This is a genomic window from Sulfitobacter sp. KMM 9851, from assembly GCF_057178245.1.
Genome location: NZ_CM169991.1, coordinates 1,365,478 through 1,389,020 on the forward strand (window position 1 = coordinate 1,365,478; position 23,543 = coordinate 1,389,020).

The following is a 23,543-nucleotide window of genomic DNA, read 5'->3' on the forward strand; positions in this document are numbered from 1 at the left end:
ATGGCACAGATGGATTACACCCGCGCCGCGAAATACTTTCTGCTGGCAGATTACGCCAAGGCGTTCATGCTGGGGATGCGCTATTTCTTTGCGCCAAAATCCACCATCAACTACCCGCACGAAAAGGGGCCGCTCAGCCCTCGTTTCCGTGGTGAACACGCGCTGCGTCGCTATCCCAATGGCGAAGAGCGGTGCATTGCATGTAAACTGTGCGAGGCGATTTGCCCCGCGCAGGCCATCACAATCGATGCCGAAGCGCGCGAGGATGGCAGCCGCCGCACGACGCGTTATGACATCGACATGACCAAATGCATCTACTGCGGCTTCTGTCAGGAAGCCTGTCCGGTGGATGCTATCGTCGAAGGCCCGAATTTCGAATTCTCGACCGAAACCCGCGAAGAGCTGTATTACGACAAGACCAAGCTTTTGGACAACGGCGAACGCTGGGAAGCCGAGATCGCGCGCAATCTGGAAATGGATGCACCCTACCGATGAGTGATCCCACCAACCCTTTTGAGGCGATGCTGAAGCAGGCGCAGGAAATGGCCAAGGCCTTTCCGGCGATGGATGCCTTTTCGCCCAAGGGGTTTGAGGCGATGATGGGCACCATGCCCAAAGACATGATGGACATGATGTTTGGCGACAAGCTGAACGCGGGCGGCTTGGATGCGCGCACGCGGCTGTTGCTAACGCTGGCGGGGCTGACCATGCAGGGCGCGCAGAACGATGTGGCGCTGCGCCAGACCGTGCGCCACGCGCTGGAGGCCGGTGCCACCAAACAGCATATCGTTGAAACTATTGGCCAGATGTCGGTGTTTGCCGGCATTCCGGCGATGACCCGCGCGCTGGAACTGGCGCAGGCGGTTCTGGATGAAAAATCAGATACCAAGAAGGAAGACGGGGCATGACGGTCTTTGCATTTTACCTGTTTGCGATCAGCGTGATCACCGGCGGGCTGTTCACCGTGATAAGCCGCAACCCGGTGCATTCGGTGCTGTGGCTGATCCTGTCGTTTCTGTCGGCGGCGGGGCTGTTTGTGCTGCTGGGTGCGGAATTTGTCGCGATGCTGCTGGTGATCGTCTATGTCGGCGCGGTGGCCGTGTTGTTCCTGTTTGTGGTGATGATGCTCGACGTCGACTTTGCCGAGCTGAAGGCCGAAATGGCGCGCTATATGCCGCTGGCGCTGCTGATCGCCTTGGTGATCCTGATGCAGTTCATCATGGCCTTTGGCGCATGGGAACAAAACGCGGCGGCCGAGGGGCTGCGCAGCAATGTGACCGACCCGACGAAATTCAACACCGAGGCGCTGGGGCTGATCCTTTATGATCAGTATTTCCTGCTGTTCCAATTGGCAGGTCTGATCCTGCTGGTGGCGATGATCGGGGCGATCGTACTGACGCTGCGCCACCGCAAGGATGTGAAACGTCAGGACGTGGTGGCGCAGATGATGCGTGACCCGAAACTGGCGATGGAACTGCGGGATGTGAAATCGGGGCAGGGGCTGTAGGCATCGGGATTTTTTGAAAATCCCGGACCGTGTTCTTTAAAAGAAAACGGGTTGGCGAAATGAAAGAGGGACAACGATATGTCGAGAACAACAATTGTGGTGCTTGTAGTGGTGCTGATCGTCGTCTTTGGCGGCTATAACATTATGGGGTAACACGCCCCAAACGATCCCGGTGGCAGCCGGGAAAGACAACGACCAAAAGCCCATCAACGGGCGGAACGTAAGGGACGACATGATCGGACTGGAACATTACCTGACAGTGGCGGCGACGCTGTTTGTCATTGGCATCTTCGGGCTTTTCCTGAACCGCAAGAACGTGATCATCCTGCTGATGAGCATCGAATTGATGCTGCTGGCGGTGAACATCAACCTTGTGGCGTTCTCCAGCTTTCTGGGCGATCTGGTGGGGCAGGTGTTTACGCTGTTCGTGCTGACCGTCGCCGCTGCTGAGGCCGCCATCGGGCTGGCCATTCTGGTCTGTTTCTTCCGCAACCGCGGCACGATCGCGGTGGAAGATGTTAACGTGATGAAGGGCTGAGGCAATGGAAACCACGATCCTGTTTGCCCCGCTGATCGGGGCCATCCTTTGCGGGTTTGGCTATAAGATCACCGGCGAAAAGGCCGCGCAATGGGTGGCCACGGGGCTGCTGTTTCTGGCGGCGTTCCTGTCTTGGGTGGTATTCCTCACCTTCGACGGCCCAACCGAGCAGATACAGATCCTGCGGTTCATCGAATCCGGGACGCTGAGCACCGACTGGGCCATTCGTCTGGACCGCTTGACCGCGATCATGCTGATCGTGATCACCACGGTATCGAGCCTCGTACACCTCTATTCCTTTGGGTACATGGCGCACGATGCGAATTTCCGCGACGACGAAAGCTATCGCCCACGGTTCTTTGCCTATCTGTCCTTCTTTACCTTTGCGATGTTGATGCTGGTGACGGCGGACAACCTGATCCAGATGTTCTTTGGCTGGGAAGGGGTTGGCGTCGCGTCTTACCTGCTGATCGGCTTTTACTTCCGCAAGCCAAGCGCCAATGCAGCCGCGATCAAGGCCTTTGTCGTCAACCGGGTCGGGGACTTTGCGTTCCTGCTGGGTATCTTTGGGCTGTATATGTTGACGGATTCGATCCGGTTCGATGATATTTTTGCCGCAGCACCTGATCTGGCGCAGCAATCGGTGACCTTCCTGTGGAACGACTGGAATGCCGCAAACCTGATCGCGGTTCTGCTGTTTATCGGTGCGATGGGTAAATCGGCGCAGTTGTTCCTGCACACCTGGTTGCCCGACGCGATGGAGGGCCCGACGCCGGTGTCGGCGCTGATCCACGCCGCGACGATGGTGACGGCGGGCGTGTTCCTGGTTTGCCGCATGTCGCCGCTGATGGAATTTGCCCCAGAGGCGATGACCTTTGTCACCGTTATCGGTGCCACCACGGCCTTTGTCGCCGCAACCATCGGCCTGGTGCAGACTGACATCAAACGTGTCATCGCCTATTCGACCATGTCGCAGCTGGGCTATATGTTCGTGGCGGCGGGCGTCGGCATGTATTCGGCGGCGATGTTCCACCTGTTCACGCACGCGTTCTTCAAGGCGATGCTGTTCCTTGGGGCCGGGTCGGTCATCCACGCGATGCACCACGAGCAGGACATGACCAACTATGGCGGTCTGCGCAAAAAGATCCCCTATACCTTTGCCGCGATGATGATCGGCACGCTGGCGATCACCGGTGTCGGCATTCCGCTGACACATATCGGTTTTGCCGGGTTCCTGTCCAAGGACGCGATTATCGAATCCGCCTGGGGCGGTGGGTCCATGTATGGGTTCTGGTTGCTGGTGATTGCCGCTGCGATGACCAGTTTCTACAGCTGGCGTTTGATGTTCCTGACGTTCTACGGCACGGCACGGGGCGACAAACACACCCATGAGCACGCGCACGAAAGCCCGATGACCATGCTGATCCCGCTGGGTGTTCTGGCGATTGGGTCGGTTTTTGCCGGGATGGTCTGGTACGGCAGCTTTTTCGGCCATGCCGATGAAATTGCCGATTTCTACGATATTCCGATGGCCGAAATGGCAGGCGAGGGCGCGACCCATGTGCAAGGTGCCGAAACCAGCCATGACACGGCTGCCGGCGACGACCACGCGGCAGAGGCGGGTGAACACAACGCAGGCTTTGGCGGGGCTCCGGGCGAAGGGGCGTTGTACTTTGGCGATGACAATCACGTGCTGGACGCGGCTCATGCTGCCCCGGTCTGGGTCAAGGTGGCACCTTTTGTTGCCATGCTCTTTGGCTTTGTGATGGCGATGTGGTTCTACATCTGGAACCCAAGCCTGCCTGCACGTCTGGCGGCCAACCAACAGCCGCTTTACCTGTTCCTGAAAAATAAATGGTACTTCGATGAGGTTTACGACGTGATTTTTGTGCGTCCCGCCAAAGCGATCGGGCGTTTCCTGTGGAAACGTGGCGATGGCAATGTGATTGACGGCACGCTGAATGGCGTTGCTATGGGGATTGTGCCCTTTCTGACCCGCCTCGCGGGCAAGGCGCAGTCGGGTTATATCTTTACCTATGCCTTTGCCATGGTGATCGGCATCGCGGTTCTGGTGACGTGGATGACGATGAGCGGGGGGGCAAACTAATGGACCACCACTTGCTCTCCATCATCACCTTCATGCCCGCCTTTGCGGCGCTGATCCTTGCCGTGTTCCTGCGGGGCGACGATGCCGCCGCCGGGCGCAATGCCAAATGGCTGGCGCTGATCACCACATCGGTGACCTTCCTGATTTCGCTGTTCATTCTGTTTGATTTCGACCCCAACAACACAGGGTTTCAGTTTCTGGACGAGGCCAATTGGCTGCTGGGCCTGAAGTACCGGTTGGGCGTCGATGGCATTTCGATCCTGTTTGTGATGCTGACGACCTTCATGATGCCGCTGGTCATCGCGGCCAGCTGGAATGTCGAGCACCGTATCAAGGAATACATGATCGCCTTCCTGCTGCTGGAAACGCTGATGCTGGGCGTGTTCATGGCGCTCGATCTGGTGCTGTTCTATCTGTTCTTCGAGGCCGGGTTGATCCCGATGTTCCTGATCATCGGCATTTGGGGCGGCAAAGAGCGTATCTATGCCAGCTTCAAGTTCTTCCTCTATACCTTCCTCGGCTCCGTGCTGATGCTGGTCGCCATGGTGGCGATGTTCACCGAAGCGGGCACAACCTGTATCGGCGGATGCGAGATCAGTCTGCTGACCCATAACTTTGGCTCCGAGAACTTTGACGTGCTGGGCATTCAGATTGTCGGCGGGATGCAGACGCTGATGTTCATCGCCTTCTTTGCCAGCTTTGCGGTCAAGATGCCGATGTGGCCGGTGCACACATGGCTGCCCGATGCCCACGTTCAGGCCCCGACTGCGGGTTCCGTTGTGCTGGCGGCGATCCTGTTGAAAATGGGCGGCTACGGCTTCCTGCGGTTCAGCCTGCCGATGTTCCCGGTGGGGGCCGATGTGATGGCACCGCTGATCCTGTGGATGTCGGCAATTGCGATTGTCTATACCTCGCTGGTGGCGCTGGTACAGGAAGACATGAAAAAGCTGATTGCCTATTCGTCGGTTGCGCACATGGGTTTTGTGACCATGGGCATCTTTGCCGCCAATCAGCAGGGCATCGACGGGGCGATTTTCCAGATGATCAGCCACGGCTTTATCTCGGGTGCACTTTTCTTGTGTGTTGGCGTGATCTATGACCGCATGCATACCCGCGAGATCGACGCCTATGGCGGGTTGGTAAACCGGATGCCGGCCTATGCGCTGATTTTCATGCTGTTCACCATGGCCAACGTCGGCCTGCCTGGGACCTCGGGCTTTGTCGGTGAATTCCTGACGCTGATGGCTGTCTTTCAGGTCAACACCTGGGTGGCGGCAGTGGCGACCACGGGCGTGATCTTTTCGGCGGGCTATGCGCTGTGGCTCTATCGCCGCGTGGTGATGGGCGATCTGATCAAGGAAAGCCTGAGATCCATTACCGACATGACCGCACGCGAACGCTGGATATTTGCACCGCTGGTGGTGATGACACTGCTGCTGGGTGTCTACCCGGCGCTGGTGCTCGATATGATCGGGCCGTCAGTGGCAGCCCTCGTTGACAATTACGATATGGCGCTGGAGGCGGCAGGCGCCGCCCTACAGACCGCCGACGCATCGCATTAAGAAGGACCGTGGCGCATGATATCCGCTGATCTGAACATCATCCTGCCCGAGATTGTGCTGGCGATTTTCGCCATGCTGGGGCTTTTGGGTGCGGTCTATACCAAAAAGGATGGGGCCGCTGGGCTGCTGGTGTGGTCCATGGCGGTTGTCATGGCACTGCTTGGCGCATGGATCGGCCTGACCGGCGAAGGCACGCACCGCGCCTTTGGCGGCATGTTCATCGAAGACGGGTTTGCCCGTTTTGCCAAGGTCGTGATCCTGCTCTCTGCGGCCGCGGTTCTGGTGATGTCTGAAAGCTATATGAAAGCGCGCGGGCTGCTGCGGTTTGAATATCCCATTCTGGTGGCCCTGTCGGTCGTCGGTATGATGATGATGGTCAGTGCGGGCGATCTGATGGCGCTCTACATGGGTTTGGAACTGCAATCGCTGGCGCTTTATGTGATTGCCGCGCTGCGCCGGGATTCGGTGAAATCAACCGAGGCCGGGCTGAAGTATTTCGTGCTGGGCGCGCTCAGCTCGGGCCTGCTGCTGTATGGCGCGTCGCTGATCTATGGTTATGCCGGGACCACGCTGTTTTCGGGGATCATCACCACGGCGCAATCGGGTGGCACCTCCATCGGGTTGCTGTTGGGACTGGTGTTCCTGATCTCGGGCCTGGCGTTCAAGGTCTCGGCCGTGCCGTTCCACATGTGGACGCCGGACGTCTACGAGGGCGCGCCGACACCCATCACGGCCTTTTTTGCCACCGCGCCCAAGATGGCGGCGATGGGGCTGTTTGCCCGTGTCATGCACGACGCCTTTGGCAATGCCGTTGCCGACTGGAGCCAGATCGTCGCCCTGCTGTCGGTGCTGTCCATGTTCCTTGGCGCGATTGCGGCGATCGGGCAGACCAACATCAAGCGGCTGATGGCGTTTTCGTCGATTGCGCATATGGGCTATGCCCTGATGGGTCTGGCTGCCGGCACTGCCTTTGGTGTGCAGGCGATGCTGGTCTATATGGCGATCTATGTCACGATGAACGTCGGTACATTTGCCTTTATCCTGCTGATGCAGAAAGACGGCGCGCCGGTCACCGATATTGCCACGCTGAACATGTATTCCAAACATCACCCCGGTCGGGCGCTGGCGATGCTGGTGCTGTTGTTCAGCCTGGCGGGCGTCCCGCCGATGCTGGGCTTTTTCGGCAAATTCTACGTGTTGCGCGCGGCCTATGAGGCCGACATGGCCTGGCTGGCCGTGGCGGGCGTGGTCGCGTCCGTTATTGGTGCCTATTACTACTTGCGGATCGTGTTCTACATGTATTTTGGCGAAGAACGGTCTGACACGCTCGACACCCAGCGCGGTGGTATCCTGGGCGTGTTCCTGGTGGGCGCTGCGGTTGTGATGGTCGTGGGCATCGCCAATATGTTCGGCGTTGAAGGCGTGGCGGCTGCTGCGGCGGCGGCGCTGGTAAACTAAGGTTTGGCATGCGCGGTGCGGCCGACAGGCGGCGCCCGCAGGTGGCATCTCATGCCACAGGCCGGGGGATTGAGTATATTTGGCAAAGTGAAGAAACCATGATGGGGTGGCCAGCCGGGTACGACCGGCGCGTCTATGACGTGTTGGATTCCACCCTGTCAGAGGCGGCGCGGGTGCAGTCCGATCTGGCGGGCCCGACTTGGTTTCTGGCGCTGGAACAGACCGCAGCACGCGGGCGGCGCGGGCGGGCCTGGGCCACGCCGCGCGGGAATTTTGCAGCCACATTGATGATGCCGCGACGCGAGGCACCGGGGGTGGCGGCATTGCGGTCCTTTGTGACGTCACTGGCGTTGTTGCGCAGTTTTGTCGCGGTGACGGGACGGGCGGATCATTTTGCCCTGAAGTGGCCCAATGACGTGTTGCTGAAAGGTGGCAAGGTTGCGGGGATACTGCTGGAAAGCGTGGGCGATCATCTGGCAATAGGGATCGGCGTCAACTTGGCCCAGGCCCCTGATGCCAGCGCACTAGAGCCGGGGGCATTGCCGGCGGTGACCCTGCAATCGGCCACCGGAATCGCGCTTGCGCCAGAAGATTTCCTGAATGTGCTCGCAGCCGAATATGCCAAGCTTGAAGACCAATTCGTGACCTATGGTTTTGCCCCGATCCGCACCGCTTGGCTGGCCCATGCCGCACGTCTGGGCGAGGTGATCACCGCACGCACGATGCGCGACGAGATCAGTGGCGTGTTTGAGGATGTGGACGCGTCTGGTAGTCTGATCCTGCGCACCGCCAAGGGGCTGGAACCTGTCACCGCGGCAGATGTGTTTTTCTGACGAGCAAGGAGGGCGATCATGCTTTTGGCGGTTGATTGCGGCAATACCAACACGGTGTTTTCGATCTGGGACGGCAGTGAGTTTGTCGCCACTTGGCGCACGTCGACTGAATGGCAGCGCACGGCGGACCAGTATTACGTCTGGCTCAGCACGCTGATGCGGCTGCAAAACATTGATGCCGAGATCACCGATATGATCATCAGCTCTACCGTGCCGCGGGTGGTGTTCAACCTGCGTGTGCTGGCAGACCGTTATTTCAACACCCGGCCCTTTGTGGTGGGCAAACCCGAATGCGCGCTGCCGGTGGATGTGCGCGTTGATGCGGGCACTGCCGTGGGGCCGGACCGTCTGGTCAATACCGTGGCGGGGTTCGATCTGTTTGGCGGTGATCTGATCGTGGTGGATTTTGGCACCGCCACCACGTTTGATGTGGTCAGCGACGATGGCGCCTATATCGGCGGCGTGATCGCACCGGGCGTGAACCTGAGCCTTGAGGCCCTGCACCATGCCGCCGCCGCCCTGCCGCATGTCGATATCGCCAAGCCACAGGCGGTTATCGGCACCAATACTGTGGCCTGCATGCAATCGGGCGTCTTTTGGGGTTATGTCGGGCTCGTTCGTGAGATATGTGCACGGATAAAGGCGGAGCGCGGCAAAGAGATGCGCGTGATCGCCACAGGTGGCCTTGCGCCGCTGTTTCAACAGGCCGTGGACCTGTTCGATGAATATCAAGATGACCTGACAATGCACGGCCTGACCGTGATTTACAAATATAACAAGGACAAAGCTGAATAATATGAGCAGCGAACGATTGATCTATCTGCCCCTCGGTGGGGCGGGTGAAATTGGCATGAATGCCTATGTCTATGGCTACGGTAAGCCCGGTAAGGAACGGCTGATCGTCGTCGATATCGGCGTGGCGTTTCCTGATATGGACACGACACCGGGTGTGGACCTGATCCTGCCCGACATCACATGGCTAAAAGACCGCCGCGACCGGATTGACGCGATTTTCATCACGCACGCACATGAGGACCACGTCGGAGCGATTGCGCATTCCTACGGCGCTCTCAAGGCGCCGGTCTATGCGCGCAAATTTACTGCCAACATCGCGCGGCGCAAGATGGCCGAACATGGCCATCCCGAAGACGCCGTGACGGTTGTGGGCGCCTGGCCCGAGCAGATTACAGCGGGGCCGTTTACCCTTGGCTTTATGCCAATCTCGCACTCTATCCCTGAATCGTCTGCGATGATAATCGACAGCCCGGCGGGCCGCGTGATCCACTCTGGCGACTTCAAGATCGACCGCACACCGGGCGTCGGCGAAGCCTTTGACGACGCGCTGTGGGCCGAGGTCTGCAAGGACGGCATTAAGGCGCTGGTCTGCGATTTAACCAATGTGTTCTCGCCACTGCCCGGCCGGTCCGAGGCCAGCGTTGGCCCCGAGATCGAAAAGCTGGTGAGCGCCCACGACGGTATGGTTGTCGCCACGACATTCGCTTCCAACGTTGCGCGTGTGAAAACGCTGGCGGTGGCAGGTGACCGGGCAGGGCGGTCGATTGTCCTGCTGGGCCGGTCGATGAACCGCATGGTCGAAGCGGCGCTGGAAAGCGGCGTGATGAAAGATTTTCCGACCCGCGTCAGCCCCGAAGAGGCCCGCGGCATTCCCCGCGAAAACCTGATGCTGCTGGTAACGGGGTCGCAAGGCGAACGCCGGGCAGCGTCGGCACAGCTGGCCAACGGCAAATTTCAGGGGATCGAGATGAAAGAGGGCGACCTGTTCCTCTTTTCCTCCAAGACCATCCCCGGCAACGAGCGTGGCGTGATCAAGATCATCAACCAGTTCTCTGAAAAGGGTGTGGATGTTGTCGACGATTCGTCCGGCCTGTACCACGTGTCGGGCCACGCCAACCGCCCCGATCTGGAAGAGCTGCACGACGTCGTAAAGCCGCAGATTCTGATCCCGATGCACGGCGAACACCGCCACCTGCGCGAACACGTCAAGATCGCCGATGCCAAGGGCATCAAAGGTGTGCTGGCCGTGAACGGCATGATGATTGATCTGTCCGGCAACACGCCCAAGATCGTCGAATATGTCGACAGCGGGCGCATGTACCTCGACGGCTCCGTACAGGTAGGTGCGCTTGATGGTGTGGTGCGTGATCGTATCCGCATGGCATTGAACGGCCATGTGACCGTGACCGTGATCATGGACGCCGATGACGAGCCGTTGGGCGACCCTTGGGTGGATATCATGGGTCTGCCAGAGAATGGCAAATCCGGCGCGCCGCTGGCCGATGTACTGGAAGAAGACCTGAGCCAGTGGTTGAACCGCGCCGGCGCCAAGACCCTGCGTGACGATGACAAGCTTAACGATGGGCTTAAACGCGTCGCGCGCCAGTCCGGTTATAATGAAATCGGTAAAAAGCCCGAAGTGACAGTGGTCGTCAGCCGTCTCAGCTGACGCAAATTGCACTGTCGGAATTAACGGCATCCCTTAACGCTAGACGTTAAGGGATGTGCGTTATTTTATAACCTCCGAGAATGGGTTATTTCCCACTGCACATGTAAACGGCGCCGCCCACGGCGACCACGCTGACCCCTGTTGCCGCAAGCGCGGCGGGGGTTGATAGCGCCGTAACGACGGTGCCGCCTGTCGCGGCCAAATTCGCGCTCAGCGCGCTGGCCCCGCCGGTCAAGATCATCGCCCCTGACTTATGCGCCACCGCGCGCAGGTTTTCGGGCTGCATCGCGGTTTGCGCAATGCTTTTGGTGATATTCACTGTTTCCTGCTTGGTTGTGTTCACCCGTTCACAGAATGTCCTTCGGCAACTGCCCCTAAAATTCCGCGTGCCGGGGATTAGGAAATAGCCGTCGTCGCGGGTGTTGGTCAGGCAATAGCCGTCGATCTGATCGTCCGGGACGGTGGTAGCAAGATAGTCAAACAAGACGCCGCTGTTACACGCGGGTGGGGTGCCCCATGCACTGTTCCACTTGCGCGACGGCCAGTTCAGCAGCCTTTCACGGCGGCCAACCTGATCGCGGAAGTTGGAAAAGTTTTCTGCCTCGATCACGACATCGCTGCCGTTAACCACAGCGCGACAGCGGTCGGCGCTGGCCTGTGTGGCAAGGATAATGAAAAGCGGCACCAGAAGATTTCGCAACATGTAACACCCGGGTTTATATGACATCCCCCGGTCTATCCCGCGCGTGAAAAAGCCGCCAATCACAATGTGACTGGCGGCTTTGGATCGGCATAGATTGGCCCGTGGGGGCTTAGTCGCGTTCTTTAAAGCTTAAACCGATGAAGTCGGGCGTGTGATCGCCCAAGCCCACGACGCGGTTGCCACCTTTGTCATTGTTGTTGCGGCTGCGGGACGAGCTGTTGTTCGACCTGCTATTGCTATTGGCCGTGCTGTCGTTGCGGTTACTACTGCTATTGGCCTTGCCGTCGTTGCGGTTGCTGTTGCGCGGCGATTGGTTGTTGTCATCACGCGGCGCGGGGGCGGCTTTGGCTTCGGGGGCCGGTGTCGCCTCGGGTGCCGCTGCGGCGGGTGTGTCCTGCTGCACGCGTTCGGCCGTCACGACTTCAGCCTTGGGCGTTGCCGGCTTGCGGCTGCGCGACCGGCTGCGCTTGGGCTTTTCGCTTTCGTCAGCCTGTCTATCAGCGGCGGGCGCCGCGTCTTTAGGCTTGGACGCAGTCGGCGCGGGGGCAGGCGTGTCGGCCTTGCCGCCCAGCGGATTGTCCAAACGTGGGATCGGGCGTTGCACCAGACGTTCCACATCTTCGAGGTTCTTTTCGTCGCGCGGCACGCAGATCATGATCGCCTTGCCATCACGCCCGGCGCGGCCGGTGCGGCCGATGCGGTGCACATAGTCTTCGGCATGGCTGGGCACGTCAAAGTTGAACACATGGCTGACCGATGGCACGTCGAGCCCGCGCGCGGCCACATCAGAGGCCACAAGAAAGCGCAGATCGCCATTGCGGAAACCGTCCAGCGTGCGGGTGCGCTGGCTTTGCTCCAGATCACCGTGGATCGGGGCGGCGTCATAACCGTATTTTTTCAACGACTTGGCAACGGTATCGACATCCATCTTGCGGTTGCAAAAGATGATGGCGTTGGTGCATTTGTCGCCTTCGGCGTCGATCAGCATCCGCAGAACCTGACGCTTTTCCGTCGCTTCGCGGTCCTTGCGCCCGGCCTTGAACATCACCACGCCTTGGGTGATGTTTTCGCCAGTGGTCGCCTGACGGGCGACCTCGATCCGCTCAGGGTTGCTGAGGAATGTATTGGTAATCCGTTCAATCTCGGGCGCCATGGTGGCCGAAAAGAACAACGTCTGGCGGGTAAAGGGCGTGAGGCCAAAGATGCGTTCGATGTCGGGGATGAACCCCATATCGAGCATACGGTCGGCCTCGTCCACCACCATGACCTTGACGTCAGACAGGATCAGCTTGCCGCGTTCAAAATGGTCAAGCAGACGGCCCGGCGTGGCGATTAGAACGTCAACGCCCTTGTCGATCAGCTTGTCCTGTTCCTTGAACGACACGCCGCCGATCAGCAGCGCCTTGGTCAGTTTCAGGTGTTTGGCATAGGTGTCAAAGTTTTCGGCGACCTGTGCGGCCAATTCACGTGTCGGGCACAGCACCAGCGACCGCGGCATGCGCGCGCGCGCCCGGCCACGCGCCAAAAGCGTGATCATGGGCAGCACAAAGCTGGCGGTCTTGCCGGTGCCCGTCTGGGCGATTCCCAGAACATCGCGGCCCTGAAGGGCGGGGGGAATGGCACCTGCCTGGATTGGCGTGGGGGATGTATACCCGGCCTCTTCAATAGCTTTGAGGACCTTGGGATTCAGGTTTAGATCGATAAATTTTGTCATGTGCGTCCGGTTTGAGCGGACACTGACTTGGCCCGCGGCAACAATACATGCCGGCCCGCATGGCCCAAAAGGCGGCATGGGGCCGCGGCAAGGTCAGCACCGCATAGCAACTTAGCACTGCGGCGTCAAATGGTTGTGCGGTCAGGGGGGTGGTCGGGTAAAATTGCGCGACAATACGCGGTCCAGATCCAGATTGACCACGCGCAAGTAACCATGTTCGGCCAGTGCCGCGCGCAGGCGGGGCGTATCGGCGCAAACTTCGTCGAAAAACGCCCTCAGGCCTGCTTCGCCACGTTCGGATTCGATCTGGGTGAACAAATCATGCATCGACACCCCGCCTTTGTCGCGCGGCTTGTTCGGCCCCAATTCGGCCCGGTACGACCCTTTGGCCAACCGGTAGCGGTAGGCGGCAATCCAGTCGTCCCATGTCTTGGCGTGTAAATGCGCGAGGTCAATGCCCGGCTGCTGGTCGGGGCCGTCGATGGCGCTACCTGATTGAAACACATTGTGAATCTGCACCCTGACATCGGGCAGACCGGTGCGTGCAAAAACCTTGCCCGCCAGATGGCTGAGAAACCCACCGCGCACGCGGTCGCCATAGGTCGGATAAAGATCGCGGGTGATGGCAGCGCGTTTCGGGCCCGTGGGTATAAAGGTTTTGAATGCAGTGCCATCGCCCGAAAGCTGCTCCATCGGGCGGATGCGCGCGATGTTCTGGTCGTCGGGCAGGGCGGCCAATATATCGGCAACCGGCACGTCAGAGACCAGAAACTCGTCGGCATCCACATGGATCAGCCAATCGACCTCGGCCGGGCGGTTATAGGCATGGGTGGCGTTGACCGTCTGGCGGACCTGATGTTTGGCCGGACGGTTTGATGCCTGCCGCTCCCAATAGCTGGCGTCGCAGGTGGTGACCCGGACCTTTGGATGCGCCTTGAGCGCCTCATAGGCGGAGGGATTTTCAGCGTCGAGATAAATATAAATCCGGTGCGCTCCAGCCTCAAGATGGTAGGCGGCAAAGCGCAGGATGTCGTGCGTGGGGGCCAGAATGGTCGCCGCCAGACCCCAGCGCGTATCAGAAGGTCCCTTCGCTGCCATCAGCCCTTTTTCCGTTGTTTTTTTAGTTCCTGCACCCGGCCAAAGATGCTGCGCGGGTCGCCCATGACCATAAACAGCATCGCCATGCCCAGTGGGCGGATCGTGGCATCCCGTTCGCAAAGCTGCCAGATGCGCGCCAGCATGATCTTGTCCAGATCACCACCGACAAAGGCATATGGCTCCATCCCAAAGGGCAGCGGAAGCGGCTTGCGGTCCGGTCCGGCGCGAAACGGCGTGCGGCCCGGCTGGCCGGAAATGCGGCGTTCGCTGTCGTGCAGTTTCATCATGTCGAACAGGATCGACAGCGCCATGCCGCAGGCGCGCTGGTCGCCGGTCTGCCCAATATCGGAAAAGCTGGTGGCGGCCGATATCATCCAGCGCACATTCAACAGCGCGACCATCTGACTGCCATGTTCAGCCCAGATACGGTGAAACAGCGTGACGGCATTGGCGGGCGGATCATCGCGGCGGGATACGGCGATCAGCATGGCGTGCAGGTGCAGGATTTCGGGCTGGCCCTGAAATTCCTGTTGCAGTTCCAACCACTTGCGGTGGGCGGTGTAGCGGTCGGCGTCTTCAAAGTGGGTCGTGGGAGGCGCGGTAAGGCGCGTAAACAACGGGGTCAGATCAATATCGGCAGCGGGCAGTGCATCGTCGAGTGCCAGAAACCGCCGCTGGCGCTTTTCCTGCCGCCGCAGCAGGCCAGCAAAACCACCATGATAAAGATCGGCCTTTTCCGTCATTCGGGCATCTGCCTCACACCATCATTTCCTTTGTCGCTGTCAGCCGCACGTCAGGATAATCGCGCTCTACGCGGTCGATGTCCCATTGCAGCCGGGTCAGGAAAACAATGTCGCCATCATGATCCAGCGCGATATGCTGCTTGTTGGTTTCCGTAAACTTATCAACAGCTTGTTTGGCGCCGTTCACCCAGCGGGCTGAGGTGAATTGCGACTGCTCAAACCGGACAGGAAGACCGTATTCCAGCTCAATCCGGGATGCGAGAACCTCAAACTGCAGTTGGCCCACAACCCCCACGATAAAGCCCGATCCAAAGGTCGGTTTGAACACTTTTGCGGCGCCTTCCTCGGCAAATTGCATCAGTGCCTTTTCAAGGTGTTTCGCCTTGAGCGGATCACCGGCGCGCACGGTTTGCAGCAGTTCGGGCGCGAAGGACGGGATGCCGGTGACGCGCAGGGCTTCGCCTTCGGTCAATGTATCACCGATGCGCAGCTGGCCGTGGTTGGGAATGCCGATGATATCGCCGGCCCAGGCTTCTTCGGCCAGCTCGCGGTCTGACGCGAGGAACATCACCGGGTTGGAAATGGTCATCGGTTTCTTGGTCCGCACATGGGTCATTTTCATGCCGCGCAGAAAGTGGCCTGACGCCAGCCGGACAAAGGCGACGCGGTCCCGGTGCTTTGGGTCCATGTTGGCCTGTACCTTAAAGACAAATCCCGAAACCTTTGTTTCTTCGGGCAAAATCTCGCGCGGGGTGGCGGCTTGAATCTGTGGTTCTGGCCCGTATTTGGCGATCCCTTCCATCAATTCGCGCACCCCAAACGAGTTGATGGCAGAGCCGAACCAGATCGGGGTCAACGTGCCTTCGTGCATCGCCTTGAGGTCCAGAGGCGGCAGCAGTTCGCGCGCCATCTCAAGGTCTTCGCGCAGCTTTTCCAGTAGGGCGGCGGGCACGTGCTGCGCCAGCTTGGGGTCGTCCAGCCCTTCGATGCTGATACTGTCGGCGACCTTGTTACGATCCGCGCGGTCCATCAGTTCCAGACGGTCGCGCAAAATGTCGTAGCAGCCGATAAAGTCGCGACCCACACCGATGGGCCAACTTGCGGGCGTTACATCAATGGCAAGGTTTTCTTGAATTTCATCAATGATCTCAAACGTATCGCGGCTTTCGCGGTCCATTTTGTTACAAAATGTCAGGATCGGCAGGTCGCGCATACGGCAGACTTCGAACAGTTTCTGCGTCTGGCTTTCCACGCCCTTTGCCCCGTCGATGACCATCACAGCGGCATCCACTGCCGTCAGCGTTCGGTAGGTGTCTTCCGAAAAATCAGAGTGGCCCGGCGTGTCGACAAGGTTGAACCGGAACTCTTTGAAGTCAAACGACATCGCCGATGCCGAAACCGAGATGCCCCGGTCCTTTTCCATCGCCATAAAGTCGGACCGCGTGCGCCGCGCTTCGCCTTTGGCACGGACCTGTCCGGCCATCTGGATCGCACCGCCGAACAGCAGGAATTTTTCCGTCAGCGTGGTCTTGCCCGCGTCAGGGTGGCTGATGATCGCAAAGGTGCGGCGGCGCGCAATCTCGGCAGGCAGTGCGGGGCGGTTTTGGGGCATGTCCAACATGAAATCGCGTATAGACGGGGCGCGGGCAGGCGGCAAGTGGCGCTGTGCCGGCCAGCACAGAATGAGCCGCGGTGGCGCCTTAGCGGGTCGGTTATGGCGCGTGGCCCGTCGCGGCGTGGATGGACAGTTGCCGTGGTTGCCGCCAGTGTGGCGCGATGAACGAACTTGCAGACCTTCCCATCACATTATCTGCCGCCACAGTGAACCTGATGCTGGCGCTGGTTTGTGGTGGGCTGATCGGATCGGAACGGCAGGTGCGGCAACGCATGGCCGGGCTGCGCACCAATGCGCTGGTGGCGTTGGGGGCCGCAAGTTTCGTGGTATTTTCCGGCCTGTTCCCGGATGAGTTGAGCCCGACGCGGGTTGGCGCGCAGGTGGTATCGGGCATCGGCTTTCTGGGCGCCGGGATCATCTTTCGCCACGGGTTCACTGTGCATGGGTTGAACACTGCGGCGACGCTGTGGTGTTCGGCGTCGGTCGGACTGCTGGCAGGCGCGGGGGCGCCGCTGTTTGCGGTGTTGGTGACGGGGTTGATCATCTTCATCAATCTGGGGCTGCGCCCGATTGTGAAATTCATCAAATCGCACACCCGCGCCGGGTTGCCGGTAACCACCGAGGCCCGGGTGATCGCCACCTGTGCCTCCAAGCGCGAGGGTGATGTGCGCACGTTGCTGCTGTCGCGCCTGCCTGCGCCTACGTTCCACGTGACAGGGTTGGAGCGGACGCGCGACAAAGACAGCGGGCCCGTGACATTGGAACTGACCGTTGCCGTGCTGGGCCCACCCGACGCAATGCTGAAACCCGCGCTGGCCCCATTGTTGTTGGACACCAAGCTGAGCAGCCTGCGCTGGGACGTGCCTGAGGATCTGTAGGGGGTGAGGTGGGGGGGGCGGATGGGTCTGGTGGTTGGTGCCAGCCCAAAGCAGACATGGCCGTTCTACACATTGGGCGGAGAGCGGTCATTCGCTGCGATACACACTAAGGTCGGCTAGGCGGAAAATCCCGTCTTTCGCTGCAACTGCGAAAACTTGTGCGTTTTAAGTCCAGCTCTGTCAGGCGGCGGAAACCAGTCATTCGCTGCGGTCTACAGCACAAGATTTTCCGAACATATGTTTACGCGGAAATTGCTCACGAAGCATCCCTTCGTACAAGCAGAAAGGTTTTCTGCGACGCACATCGTGTCGTCAAGTCGGCCTTTGAACACGTCATAGGATGCCGAACCCAATCTGCTGCTTCGCTGGGTTCGATCTGCACCGGAAAGTGGATAGCCGAAGCGGTCGTGTAAAAATACAGATGCAATTACAGAGTTTCAAGATGGTTTTGTCCGAAACTGGTAGCGATATCAATGCTTTATTAGAAATGACAAGCGCGCGGTAGGCTGTGTTGTTCCGAAGCGGAGGCGATGCCAGACCCAGTGCATCACCACCAGACAAACCAAAATTATAGGGACTGATGCGCTGATCTGGATTAGCACACGAACGGTCGGGGTGGTTTACGGTCCAGGAGAACACCAAGGCATAGGGGAATGTCTCGTGAAGGATCGTTGCGGGCATCCTTGTGCCGTAGTCGCGCGTGGTCGGTAACGAGTGATGGACCGTGAAATCCGATTGGCCCACGGCGCTGTCTCGCTATGCGTGGACCACCTTTGAAGGGAACGAATACATGACATGCCAGGAGAAACCTTCAGGATCGCCGGAAGCGACTAATCATTGCAAAAGTTAATCCCTGACAAACCGGATCAAAACGAGCCCCGTACGCGCGACAGCAGCAATCGAAAGATCGACCGTCCCGGCTTTGATCTGGGCGGGTCTTCTGGGGACTCCCAAGCAGGTTTAGAATTGGACCTCGGCAATGATGCCTTCGACAAATCGGGCGATAGAAGACTGCCCGGAGGTCGTCTTGACAACACGCGGACAATCCCGCGCTGGGGTGGGCCTGAACCCCGCGCAACGGACGGTTCTCGCAAGACACTCTCGGTCCTGCAAACCCCCTCTGCTAAACAGCCTAAAAGAGTGGGTTGATCCAGGCGTATGACTGGTGTTTCCGACGGGCCACAACGCCCAATCATGAAGTTGTAAAGTTTGCTTAACCATTCTTCTTATTGAGAAAGAGACCTGATGTGTTGGAGCGGTGAAGCGTCGGCAGTGCTCGGCGTTATAGGTCTTGGTACAACTGTGTATGCGGCCTACAGGAAAGAACCTGCGCCGCTGTGGATGGCGCTGGGATATTTTTCGTCGATGGAAGTGCTGCAGGCTTTCACATATTCGGTGATCGACCAATGTGCGCTGCCTTCAAATCAAATCGCCACCCTGCTGGGCTATCTGCACATCGTATTCCAGCCGTTCTTCATCAACAGCTGTCGATGTACTTCATTCCGAGTACTGTGCGCGAGAAGATCCAGTGGCCGGTTTATGCCGTCTGTTTCGCTTCGGCCATCATCATGCTGCTGCAGCTTTATCCGTTTGAATGGGCCGGATCATGTCCGCTGGGAAAAAAACTCTGTGCTGAGCGACTGTGCTCCGTTTCCGGAAACTGGCATATCGCTTGGGAGATACCGACCAACGGAATGTTAAATTTCATCACAGTCGATTCCTGGGCATCTTTCCTGAGTACCTATCCCAGCTACTTCTTCGCGGCCTTCCTGATGCCCCTCATCTACGGATCCTGGCGACTGACCGTCTACCACTTTCTGGTTGGACCACAATTGGCCATGCTCCTGACCAGCAACCCCAATGAAGTGGCTGCAATCTGGTGCCTGCTGTCCATAGGCATCCTGCTGCTTGTCGTCAAAACACCATTAAGACAGTTCATGTTCGTGAAATCCTGGTGGTTGTGGCCAAAACAAATTCTCCGAAAGCGCAGCGACCCATGATCAGTTCTTCTTTCCCGAGAAGGGCAAAGGCTGAGCGACCGCGCCTAGCTGGCGTTCGGCTCCAAGGAAAAACTGCTCACAACTATTAACGCGTGGACTAACCTGCGTTTGTGCGCACGGGCGGAGAAACCTTCACTGTGCAAGATAATCACCGGGACACTTCGCCTGAGCGTCTGATGAAACCCACCTGACGCGGGCGACAAAGGCCTCTTCATGTCCGCCTCGAAGCACAGACATTCACATCGCGCCCGACCCAAATAATTTGGGTCGGCGGGTTATCTTACGTAGCCAATACCGTTTCACGTACAGGAGTTACTATGCCAGCATCTTCAATTACCAGCGATCGCCTTTCCGCCCTTGAAAAGTTCGGAACCGATCCCGGCTCGCTGAGTGCGGATATCTATATTCCGGAGAGCTTCCCGAAGGACGGCCCGCTTGTTGTCGTGCTGCATGGCAGCACCCAGTCGGCGGAAAGCTATAATCTCGGATCGGGGTGGTCCACCCTCGCAGACGAATGCGGGATGGCGCTCCTGTTTCCGGGGCAAAGACTGACCAACAACGTCCTTGGTAGCTTCAACTGGTTCGAGAGCGGCGACAGCGAGCGCGGCGGGGGCGAGCCGTTGTCTATTCGTCAGATGATCAAACAGGTCGTTGATGACCATGCAATCGACCCATCGCGTATCTTCATTACGGGGATGTCCTCAGGCGGTGCCATGACATCTGTGATGCTTGCGACCTATCCGGAAGTGTTCGCGGGAGGCGCAATCATTGCAGGGCTGCCATACCGCAGCGCGAATAACATGATGGAGGCAATCATTCGCATGAATGGTTTTGGCAGCCCATCGGTCAGCGCGCTTGACGCCTCCGTCCGTGAAGCCTCAGATTCCACAGGTCCCTGGCCGACAATCTCTGTCTGGCATGGTGGCAGCGATACGACCGTCGACAGTTCCAACGCCGGTGATATCGTCGGCCAGTGGCAGAAGATCCACAACGTTGAAGGACCGCCGACACGTGTCGAAACCGTCGACAGCATTCCCCGGAAAGTCTGGTCCGATGCGGAGGGGCGCGTGGTGATCGAGGAATACATTATCGAGGCAATGGGCCACGGCACACCTATCAGTGCCGGAGGTGATGAAGGGCTTGGGGAAGAAGGCAAATTTATGCTGGAAGTTGGCATTTCGTCGACCCGCCACATAGCGGATTTCTGGGGTTTGACGCGAACCAGTGCCACGAACCGGGAGAAACCGAAAACCGCAGCTTAGCGCGGGCGGGGGCAGTAGCCGCAAGATAAGAAAAACGGACAGTCGTTTTTGCGAGCCCACACCAATTTACTGCTGATTGAGCCTGTCTGCAGGTTCAAGGCGCATAATTTCCTCGGACTGCACCTGACCGGAAGGAGCGACGCTTGACGATGTCATTTTCAATCACACGCATCGCCGTGATCTGGGCACGCCTGAATTCGAGTTTCTGGTTCGTTCCTGCCGTGATGTGCGCGGTTGCGGTGGGGCTGTCATTCTTGCTGATCGAGGTCGATACCCGGCTGGGTGTGGGACGTGTGAGCGATTTCGGCTTGCTCTATACCTTCGGGCCGGAAGGTGCCCGGGCAATCCTGTCAGTCATCGCGAGTTCGATGATAACGGTGGCCAGCCTGATTTTCTCCATCACCATGCTGTCGCTGCAACTCGCGTCCTCGCAGTTCGGGCCGAGGGTTCTGGAAAACTTCATGCGCGACCGCAGCAATCAGATTGTGCTCGGAACTTTTGTGGCGACGTTTCTTTACTGTCTTGTTGTGCTGCGTTCGGTGCGGGGTACGGCGGACTCCAGCTTCGTTCCGCACCTGACCGTTGCGTTTGCAGTGGTTCTTGCTGCTGTCGGTGTCGCGGTCCTAATCTACTTTATCCATCACATCGCCACCTCGATCCGCATCGAAACGCTGCTCGATTTGCTCGCCAAAGATGGGTGCGACGCCGTGGATCGGCTCTTTCCTGAACAGCGTGACGATGCGCTGCTGCAAGATGAAGACGGGAAAGTTACTGTTCCGCTTCCTGGCAATTTCAACAATGGGTCCGGTCAGGCTCGTGCAGCGGCCAGCGGATACGTGCAGAATGTCGGTATGGATGCAATCATGCAAATTGCCACCGAACATGATCTCGTTTTGCGGGTCGAGGCCCCGCCCGGCCAATTTGTTACCGAAGGCGAATGCCTGATCACTGTATATCCGCGTAATCGCGTGACGGAAGAGATCGCCAACAGACTGCGTGGCGCAATTGTCATCGGACGCAACCGGACGATCAACCAAGACCTCGAATTCTCGATCCGGCGTATTGTAGAACTGGCCCAGCGATCCTTGTCGTCTGGCATAAACGACCCCACCACCGCGCTTTACTGCATCGACCGCCTCGGAGAGGTGTTAGGTCGGTTGGCCGGTCGGATCTCCCATCGCCGATCCACTATGACGAGACCGGGGAGTTGCGTATCGTGACTGAAGCCATCGTTGTTGAGGAATTGGCATGTAAGGCCTTTTCGGCAATAGCCCGCTACGGAATATCCGACGCCGATGTGGCTGCGCGGCTGGTAAACACGATGGACAAAGTGGCCCGTTCTCTTTCACCCTCAGCAGGTGAAGCAATAACGGCATTATGCGAACAGCTGCTCATTGCCAGTGCGAATAGCGCTTCATTAGATTTTGATCGGGACGCACTTCAGGAACTGCTGGACCGTCAGAGATTCTGATCCGTTGTCGTGCGAGATCATTTTGAAACGCAGCTTGGCCCCAAGCCATATGGAGGCGAAAGGGCCAAACTGCTTCCCTTAGCCTGGCGCGCCATCCAAACCGATACAGGCCAGTTCCGCGCCCCACCTGCGTCATGGTCGCCGCACCGAATTTCCGCCTGCGATGATGCGATTTATCAGCGCCGCGACTGCCCGGTGGGTTTCCATCTCACTGTGCGAGCCGACCCCATTCTCATGCGTCTCAGCGGAATCGCGCAACACGCCTACAATTTCGTTTTCGGGCAGGAGTTTATGGTCGTTCATGGCCAGAAGAAGCGCCTCGCATATCGTGAGCGCCGCTATTCCTGAATGATCGTTATGTTCGGACATTGCAGTCTGTCCCTCCTAAAGAGGTTTCAGGACCCGAAATAGGGCACCTGATCGTCATTAGTATCCTTTCAGTAAATGACGTAAGCTGGACTGATCTGAAGCAGTGCCTGCAACGATGGTCTCGGCAATCAGACCCAAACGCGGAGAAATCTTTGAACGCCGTAGAAAACAGCCCTCTCACCCGAAAACTATCTGCCTTCGTCACGTTGTCGTCGAATGAGCTGACTGTTTTGGAACGTTTGCATCAACGCCGCCGGTCCTTCGTGGCCGGCCGTGATCTTGTACACCAAGGTCAGACGGATCAGGCCGCCTACATTCTTGCGTCGGGATGGGTGTGCTCCTACAAGCTCCAACCCGACGGGACGCGACAGATCGTCGATTTCCAAATAGCGGGGGATTTTCTGGGGTTGCGCAGCGTCCTTTTGCGGACATCCGATCATAGTTTTGAACCCATAGTGGACATTCAAGCGGTCGAGGTGATGGCCAGCGACCTGCTTGACGCCTTCGAAGAGACACCGCGCCTTGCAACGGCGATACTCTGGGCGGCATCCCGCGACGAGGCGATGGTGGTCGAACATCTTGTGGGAATGGGACAGCGCGACGCGGACGCGCGGGTGGCGCACTTCTTGCTCGAGCTTGGCGCCAAGCTGGCTCTGGTCGGATTGGGCAGCAAGGCAGGCTATGCCTGTCCACTGACCCAGTATCATCTCGCGGACGCGCTGGGGCTCAGTTCAGTGCATGTGAATCGCGTCTTGCGCAAGTTGCGGGAGGACGGGTTGGCGACGTTTCGCAATGGCCTTGTGACGTTCCACGACATCGATCGTTTGGCTGAATTGGCAGAGTTCGATCCGGCCTATCTGGACCATACTGGCCCGCTTATCAAATGATGTGCGACCATTCCCAGACCGATAGGCATCCGATCCGGTCGGTCCTGTCGCCTGGGGGCACAGGATTGTCGTCAGGGAATATCCGGATAATCGAAGCGCGCGCGATCGGGCACATTGAGGGACAAAAATCCCGCGCGCTTCGGTAGTACTCATGAAAATGCCCTCCAGATCTTCGGCGGGCATATCTTAGTTAACAGGCAGAGGTGCCGTGATGCACTGACCCAGGTTAGCCCAAAGCCAAGTATCAGAGTATTTTAGGTAGGTGTCTGGGCCAACATCGTCACAGACTAAAGGGAAATTTCTTTTCAAGTGGACAACGGAAAGCCATAGGATC

19 protein-coding genes and 2 pseudogenes are annotated in these 23,543 nt (G+C 58.5%); 15 read left to right on the forward strand and 6 right to left on the reverse strand.

Annotated features, from left to right (window positions below; all coding sequences use genetic code 11):
* From nuoI to AC1965_RS06730, 10 genes are all read left to right on the forward strand, one after another.
* A complete protein-coding gene (gene nuoI / locus AC1965_RS06685; RefSeq protein ID WP_483886509.1) occupies positions 1-495 on the forward strand; it encodes an NADH-quinone oxidoreductase subunit NuoI in 495 nt (164 codons plus the stop codon).
* On the forward strand, positions 492-908 hold the full coding sequence (locus tag AC1965_RS06690; RefSeq protein ID WP_483886510.1) for a carboxymuconolactone decarboxylase family protein: 417 nt from the start codon (positions 492-494) through the stop codon (positions 906-908). Before nuoI ends, AC1965_RS06690 begins: the two co-directional genes overlap by 4 nt.
* Entirely contained in the window at positions 905-1,507 is a 603-nt protein-coding gene (locus tag AC1965_RS06695; RefSeq protein ID WP_483886511.1) for an NADH-quinone oxidoreductase subunit J, read from the forward strand. The genes AC1965_RS06690 and AC1965_RS06695 overlap by 4 nt, the downstream gene beginning before the upstream one ends.
* A 232-nt stretch (positions 1,508-1,739) precedes the next feature.
* Positions 1,740-2,045, forward strand: coding sequence for an NADH-quinone oxidoreductase subunit NuoK (gene nuoK / locus AC1965_RS06700; RefSeq protein WP_008553673.1), 306 nt, complete (start codon positions 1,740-1,742; stop codon positions 2,043-2,045).
* 4 nt (positions 2,046-2,049) lie between these two features.
* Positions 2,050-4,152 carry an NADH-quinone oxidoreductase subunit L gene (gene nuoL, locus AC1965_RS06705; RefSeq protein ID WP_483886512.1) on the forward strand — a complete coding sequence of 701 codons (2,103 nt, stop codon included), beginning with the start codon at positions 2,050-2,052 and terminating at the stop codon, positions 4,150-4,152.
* Positions 4,152-5,714, forward strand: a complete 1,563-nt coding sequence (locus tag AC1965_RS06710; protein ID WP_483886998.1) for an NADH-quinone oxidoreductase subunit M — start codon at positions 4,152-4,154, stop codon at positions 5,712-5,714. Before nuoL ends, AC1965_RS06710 begins: the two co-directional genes overlap by 1 nt.
* A gap of 15 nt (positions 5,715-5,729) precedes the next feature.
* Positions 5,730-7,172, forward strand: a complete 1,443-nt coding sequence (nuoN, locus tag AC1965_RS06715) for an NADH-quinone oxidoreductase subunit NuoN (protein ID WP_483886513.1) — start codon at positions 5,730-5,732, stop codon at positions 7,170-7,172.
* A 98-nt stretch (positions 7,173-7,270) separates the two neighbouring features.
* Positions 7,271-8,005 carry a biotin--[acetyl-CoA-carboxylase] ligase gene (locus AC1965_RS06720; protein ID WP_483886514.1) on the forward strand — a complete coding sequence of 245 codons (735 nt, stop codon included), beginning with the start codon at positions 7,271-7,273 and terminating at the stop codon, positions 8,003-8,005.
* Between the two features lie 18 nt (positions 8,006-8,023).
* Positions 8,024-8,800 (forward strand): type III pantothenate kinase, encoded by a 777-nt coding sequence (locus tag AC1965_RS06725; RefSeq protein WP_483886515.1) that lies wholly within the window; start codon positions 8,024-8,026, stop codon positions 8,798-8,800.
* A gap of 1 nt (position 8,801) precedes the next feature.
* Positions 8,802-10,469 (forward strand): ribonuclease J, encoded by a 1,668-nt coding sequence (locus AC1965_RS06730; RefSeq protein WP_483886516.1) that lies wholly within the window; start codon positions 8,802-8,804, stop codon positions 10,467-10,469.
* A gap of 85 nt (positions 10,470-10,554) precedes the next feature.
* Here AC1965_RS06730 and AC1965_RS06735 read toward each other — a convergent pair whose 3' ends face one another.
* The 5 genes from AC1965_RS06735 to AC1965_RS06755 all read right to left on the reverse strand — a co-directional run bounded on the left by AC1965_RS06735 (position 10,555) and on the right by AC1965_RS06755 (position 16,348).
* Positions 10,555-11,172: a hypothetical protein gene (locus AC1965_RS06735; protein WP_483886517.1), complete on the reverse strand. Its 618-nt coding sequence runs from the start codon at positions 11,170-11,172 to the stop codon at positions 10,555-10,557.
* Between the two features lie 109 nt (positions 11,173-11,281).
* Positions 11,282-12,886, reverse strand: a complete 1,605-nt coding sequence (locus AC1965_RS06740) for a DEAD/DEAH box helicase (RefSeq protein ID WP_483886518.1) — start codon at positions 12,884-12,886, stop codon at positions 11,282-11,284.
* A gap of 141 nt (positions 12,887-13,027) precedes the next feature.
* Positions 13,028-13,984 carry a glycosyltransferase family 2 protein gene (locus AC1965_RS06745; protein ID WP_483886519.1) on the reverse strand — a complete coding sequence of 319 codons (957 nt, stop codon included), beginning with the start codon at positions 13,982-13,984 and terminating at the stop codon, positions 13,028-13,030.
* Positions 13,984-14,727: a hypothetical protein gene (locus AC1965_RS06750; RefSeq protein ID WP_483886520.1), complete on the reverse strand. Its 744-nt coding sequence runs from the start codon at positions 14,725-14,727 to the stop codon at positions 13,984-13,986. The genes AC1965_RS06745 and AC1965_RS06750 overlap by 1 nt, the downstream gene beginning before the upstream one ends.
* 13 nt (positions 14,728-14,740) lie before the next feature.
* The gene (locus tag AC1965_RS06755) at positions 14,741-16,348 is read right to left on the reverse strand and encodes a peptide chain release factor 3 (protein WP_483886521.1); all 1,608 of its coding nucleotides are present in this window, start codon (positions 16,346-16,348) and stop codon (positions 14,741-14,743) included.
* A 155-nt stretch (positions 16,349-16,503) separates the two neighbouring features.
* Between AC1965_RS06755 and AC1965_RS06760 the strand changes: the two genes are divergently transcribed.
* The 4 genes and pseudogenes from AC1965_RS06760 (at position 16,504) to AC1965_RS06775 (ending at position 21,953) form a co-directional block, all read left to right on the forward strand.
* Positions 16,504-17,220, forward strand: a complete 717-nt coding sequence (locus AC1965_RS06760; RefSeq protein WP_483886522.1) for an MgtC/SapB family protein — start codon at positions 16,504-16,506, stop codon at positions 17,218-17,220.
* A gap of 1,365 nt (positions 17,221-18,585) precedes the next feature.
* Positions 18,586-19,220 (forward strand): annotated as a pseudogene (locus AC1965_RS06765) (DUF5765 domain-containing protein).
* A gap of 317 nt (positions 19,221-19,537) precedes the next feature.
* A complete protein-coding gene (locus AC1965_RS06770) occupies positions 19,538-20,482 on the forward strand; it encodes an extracellular catalytic domain type 1 short-chain-length polyhydroxyalkanoate depolymerase (RefSeq protein WP_483886523.1) in 945 nt (314 codons plus the stop codon).
* A 224-nt stretch (positions 20,483-20,706) separates the two neighbouring features.
* Positions 20,707-21,953, forward strand: a pseudogene (locus AC1965_RS06775) (DUF2254 domain-containing protein).
* Between the two features lie 132 nt (positions 21,954-22,085).
* Here AC1965_RS06775 and AC1965_RS06780 read toward each other — a convergent pair.
* Complete coding sequence (locus AC1965_RS06780; protein WP_483886524.1) at positions 22,086-22,322, reverse strand: hypothetical protein; 237 nt, start codon at positions 22,320-22,322, stop codon at positions 22,086-22,088.
* A 152-nt stretch (positions 22,323-22,474) separates the two neighbouring features.
* Here AC1965_RS06780 and AC1965_RS06785 point away from each other — a divergent pair, with 152 nt between their 5' ends.
* On the forward strand, positions 22,475-23,209 hold the full coding sequence (locus AC1965_RS06785; RefSeq protein ID WP_483886525.1) for a Crp/Fnr family transcriptional regulator: 735 nt from the start codon (positions 22,475-22,477) through the stop codon (positions 23,207-23,209).
* The last annotated feature ends 334 nt before the right edge of the window (positions 23,210-23,543 follow it).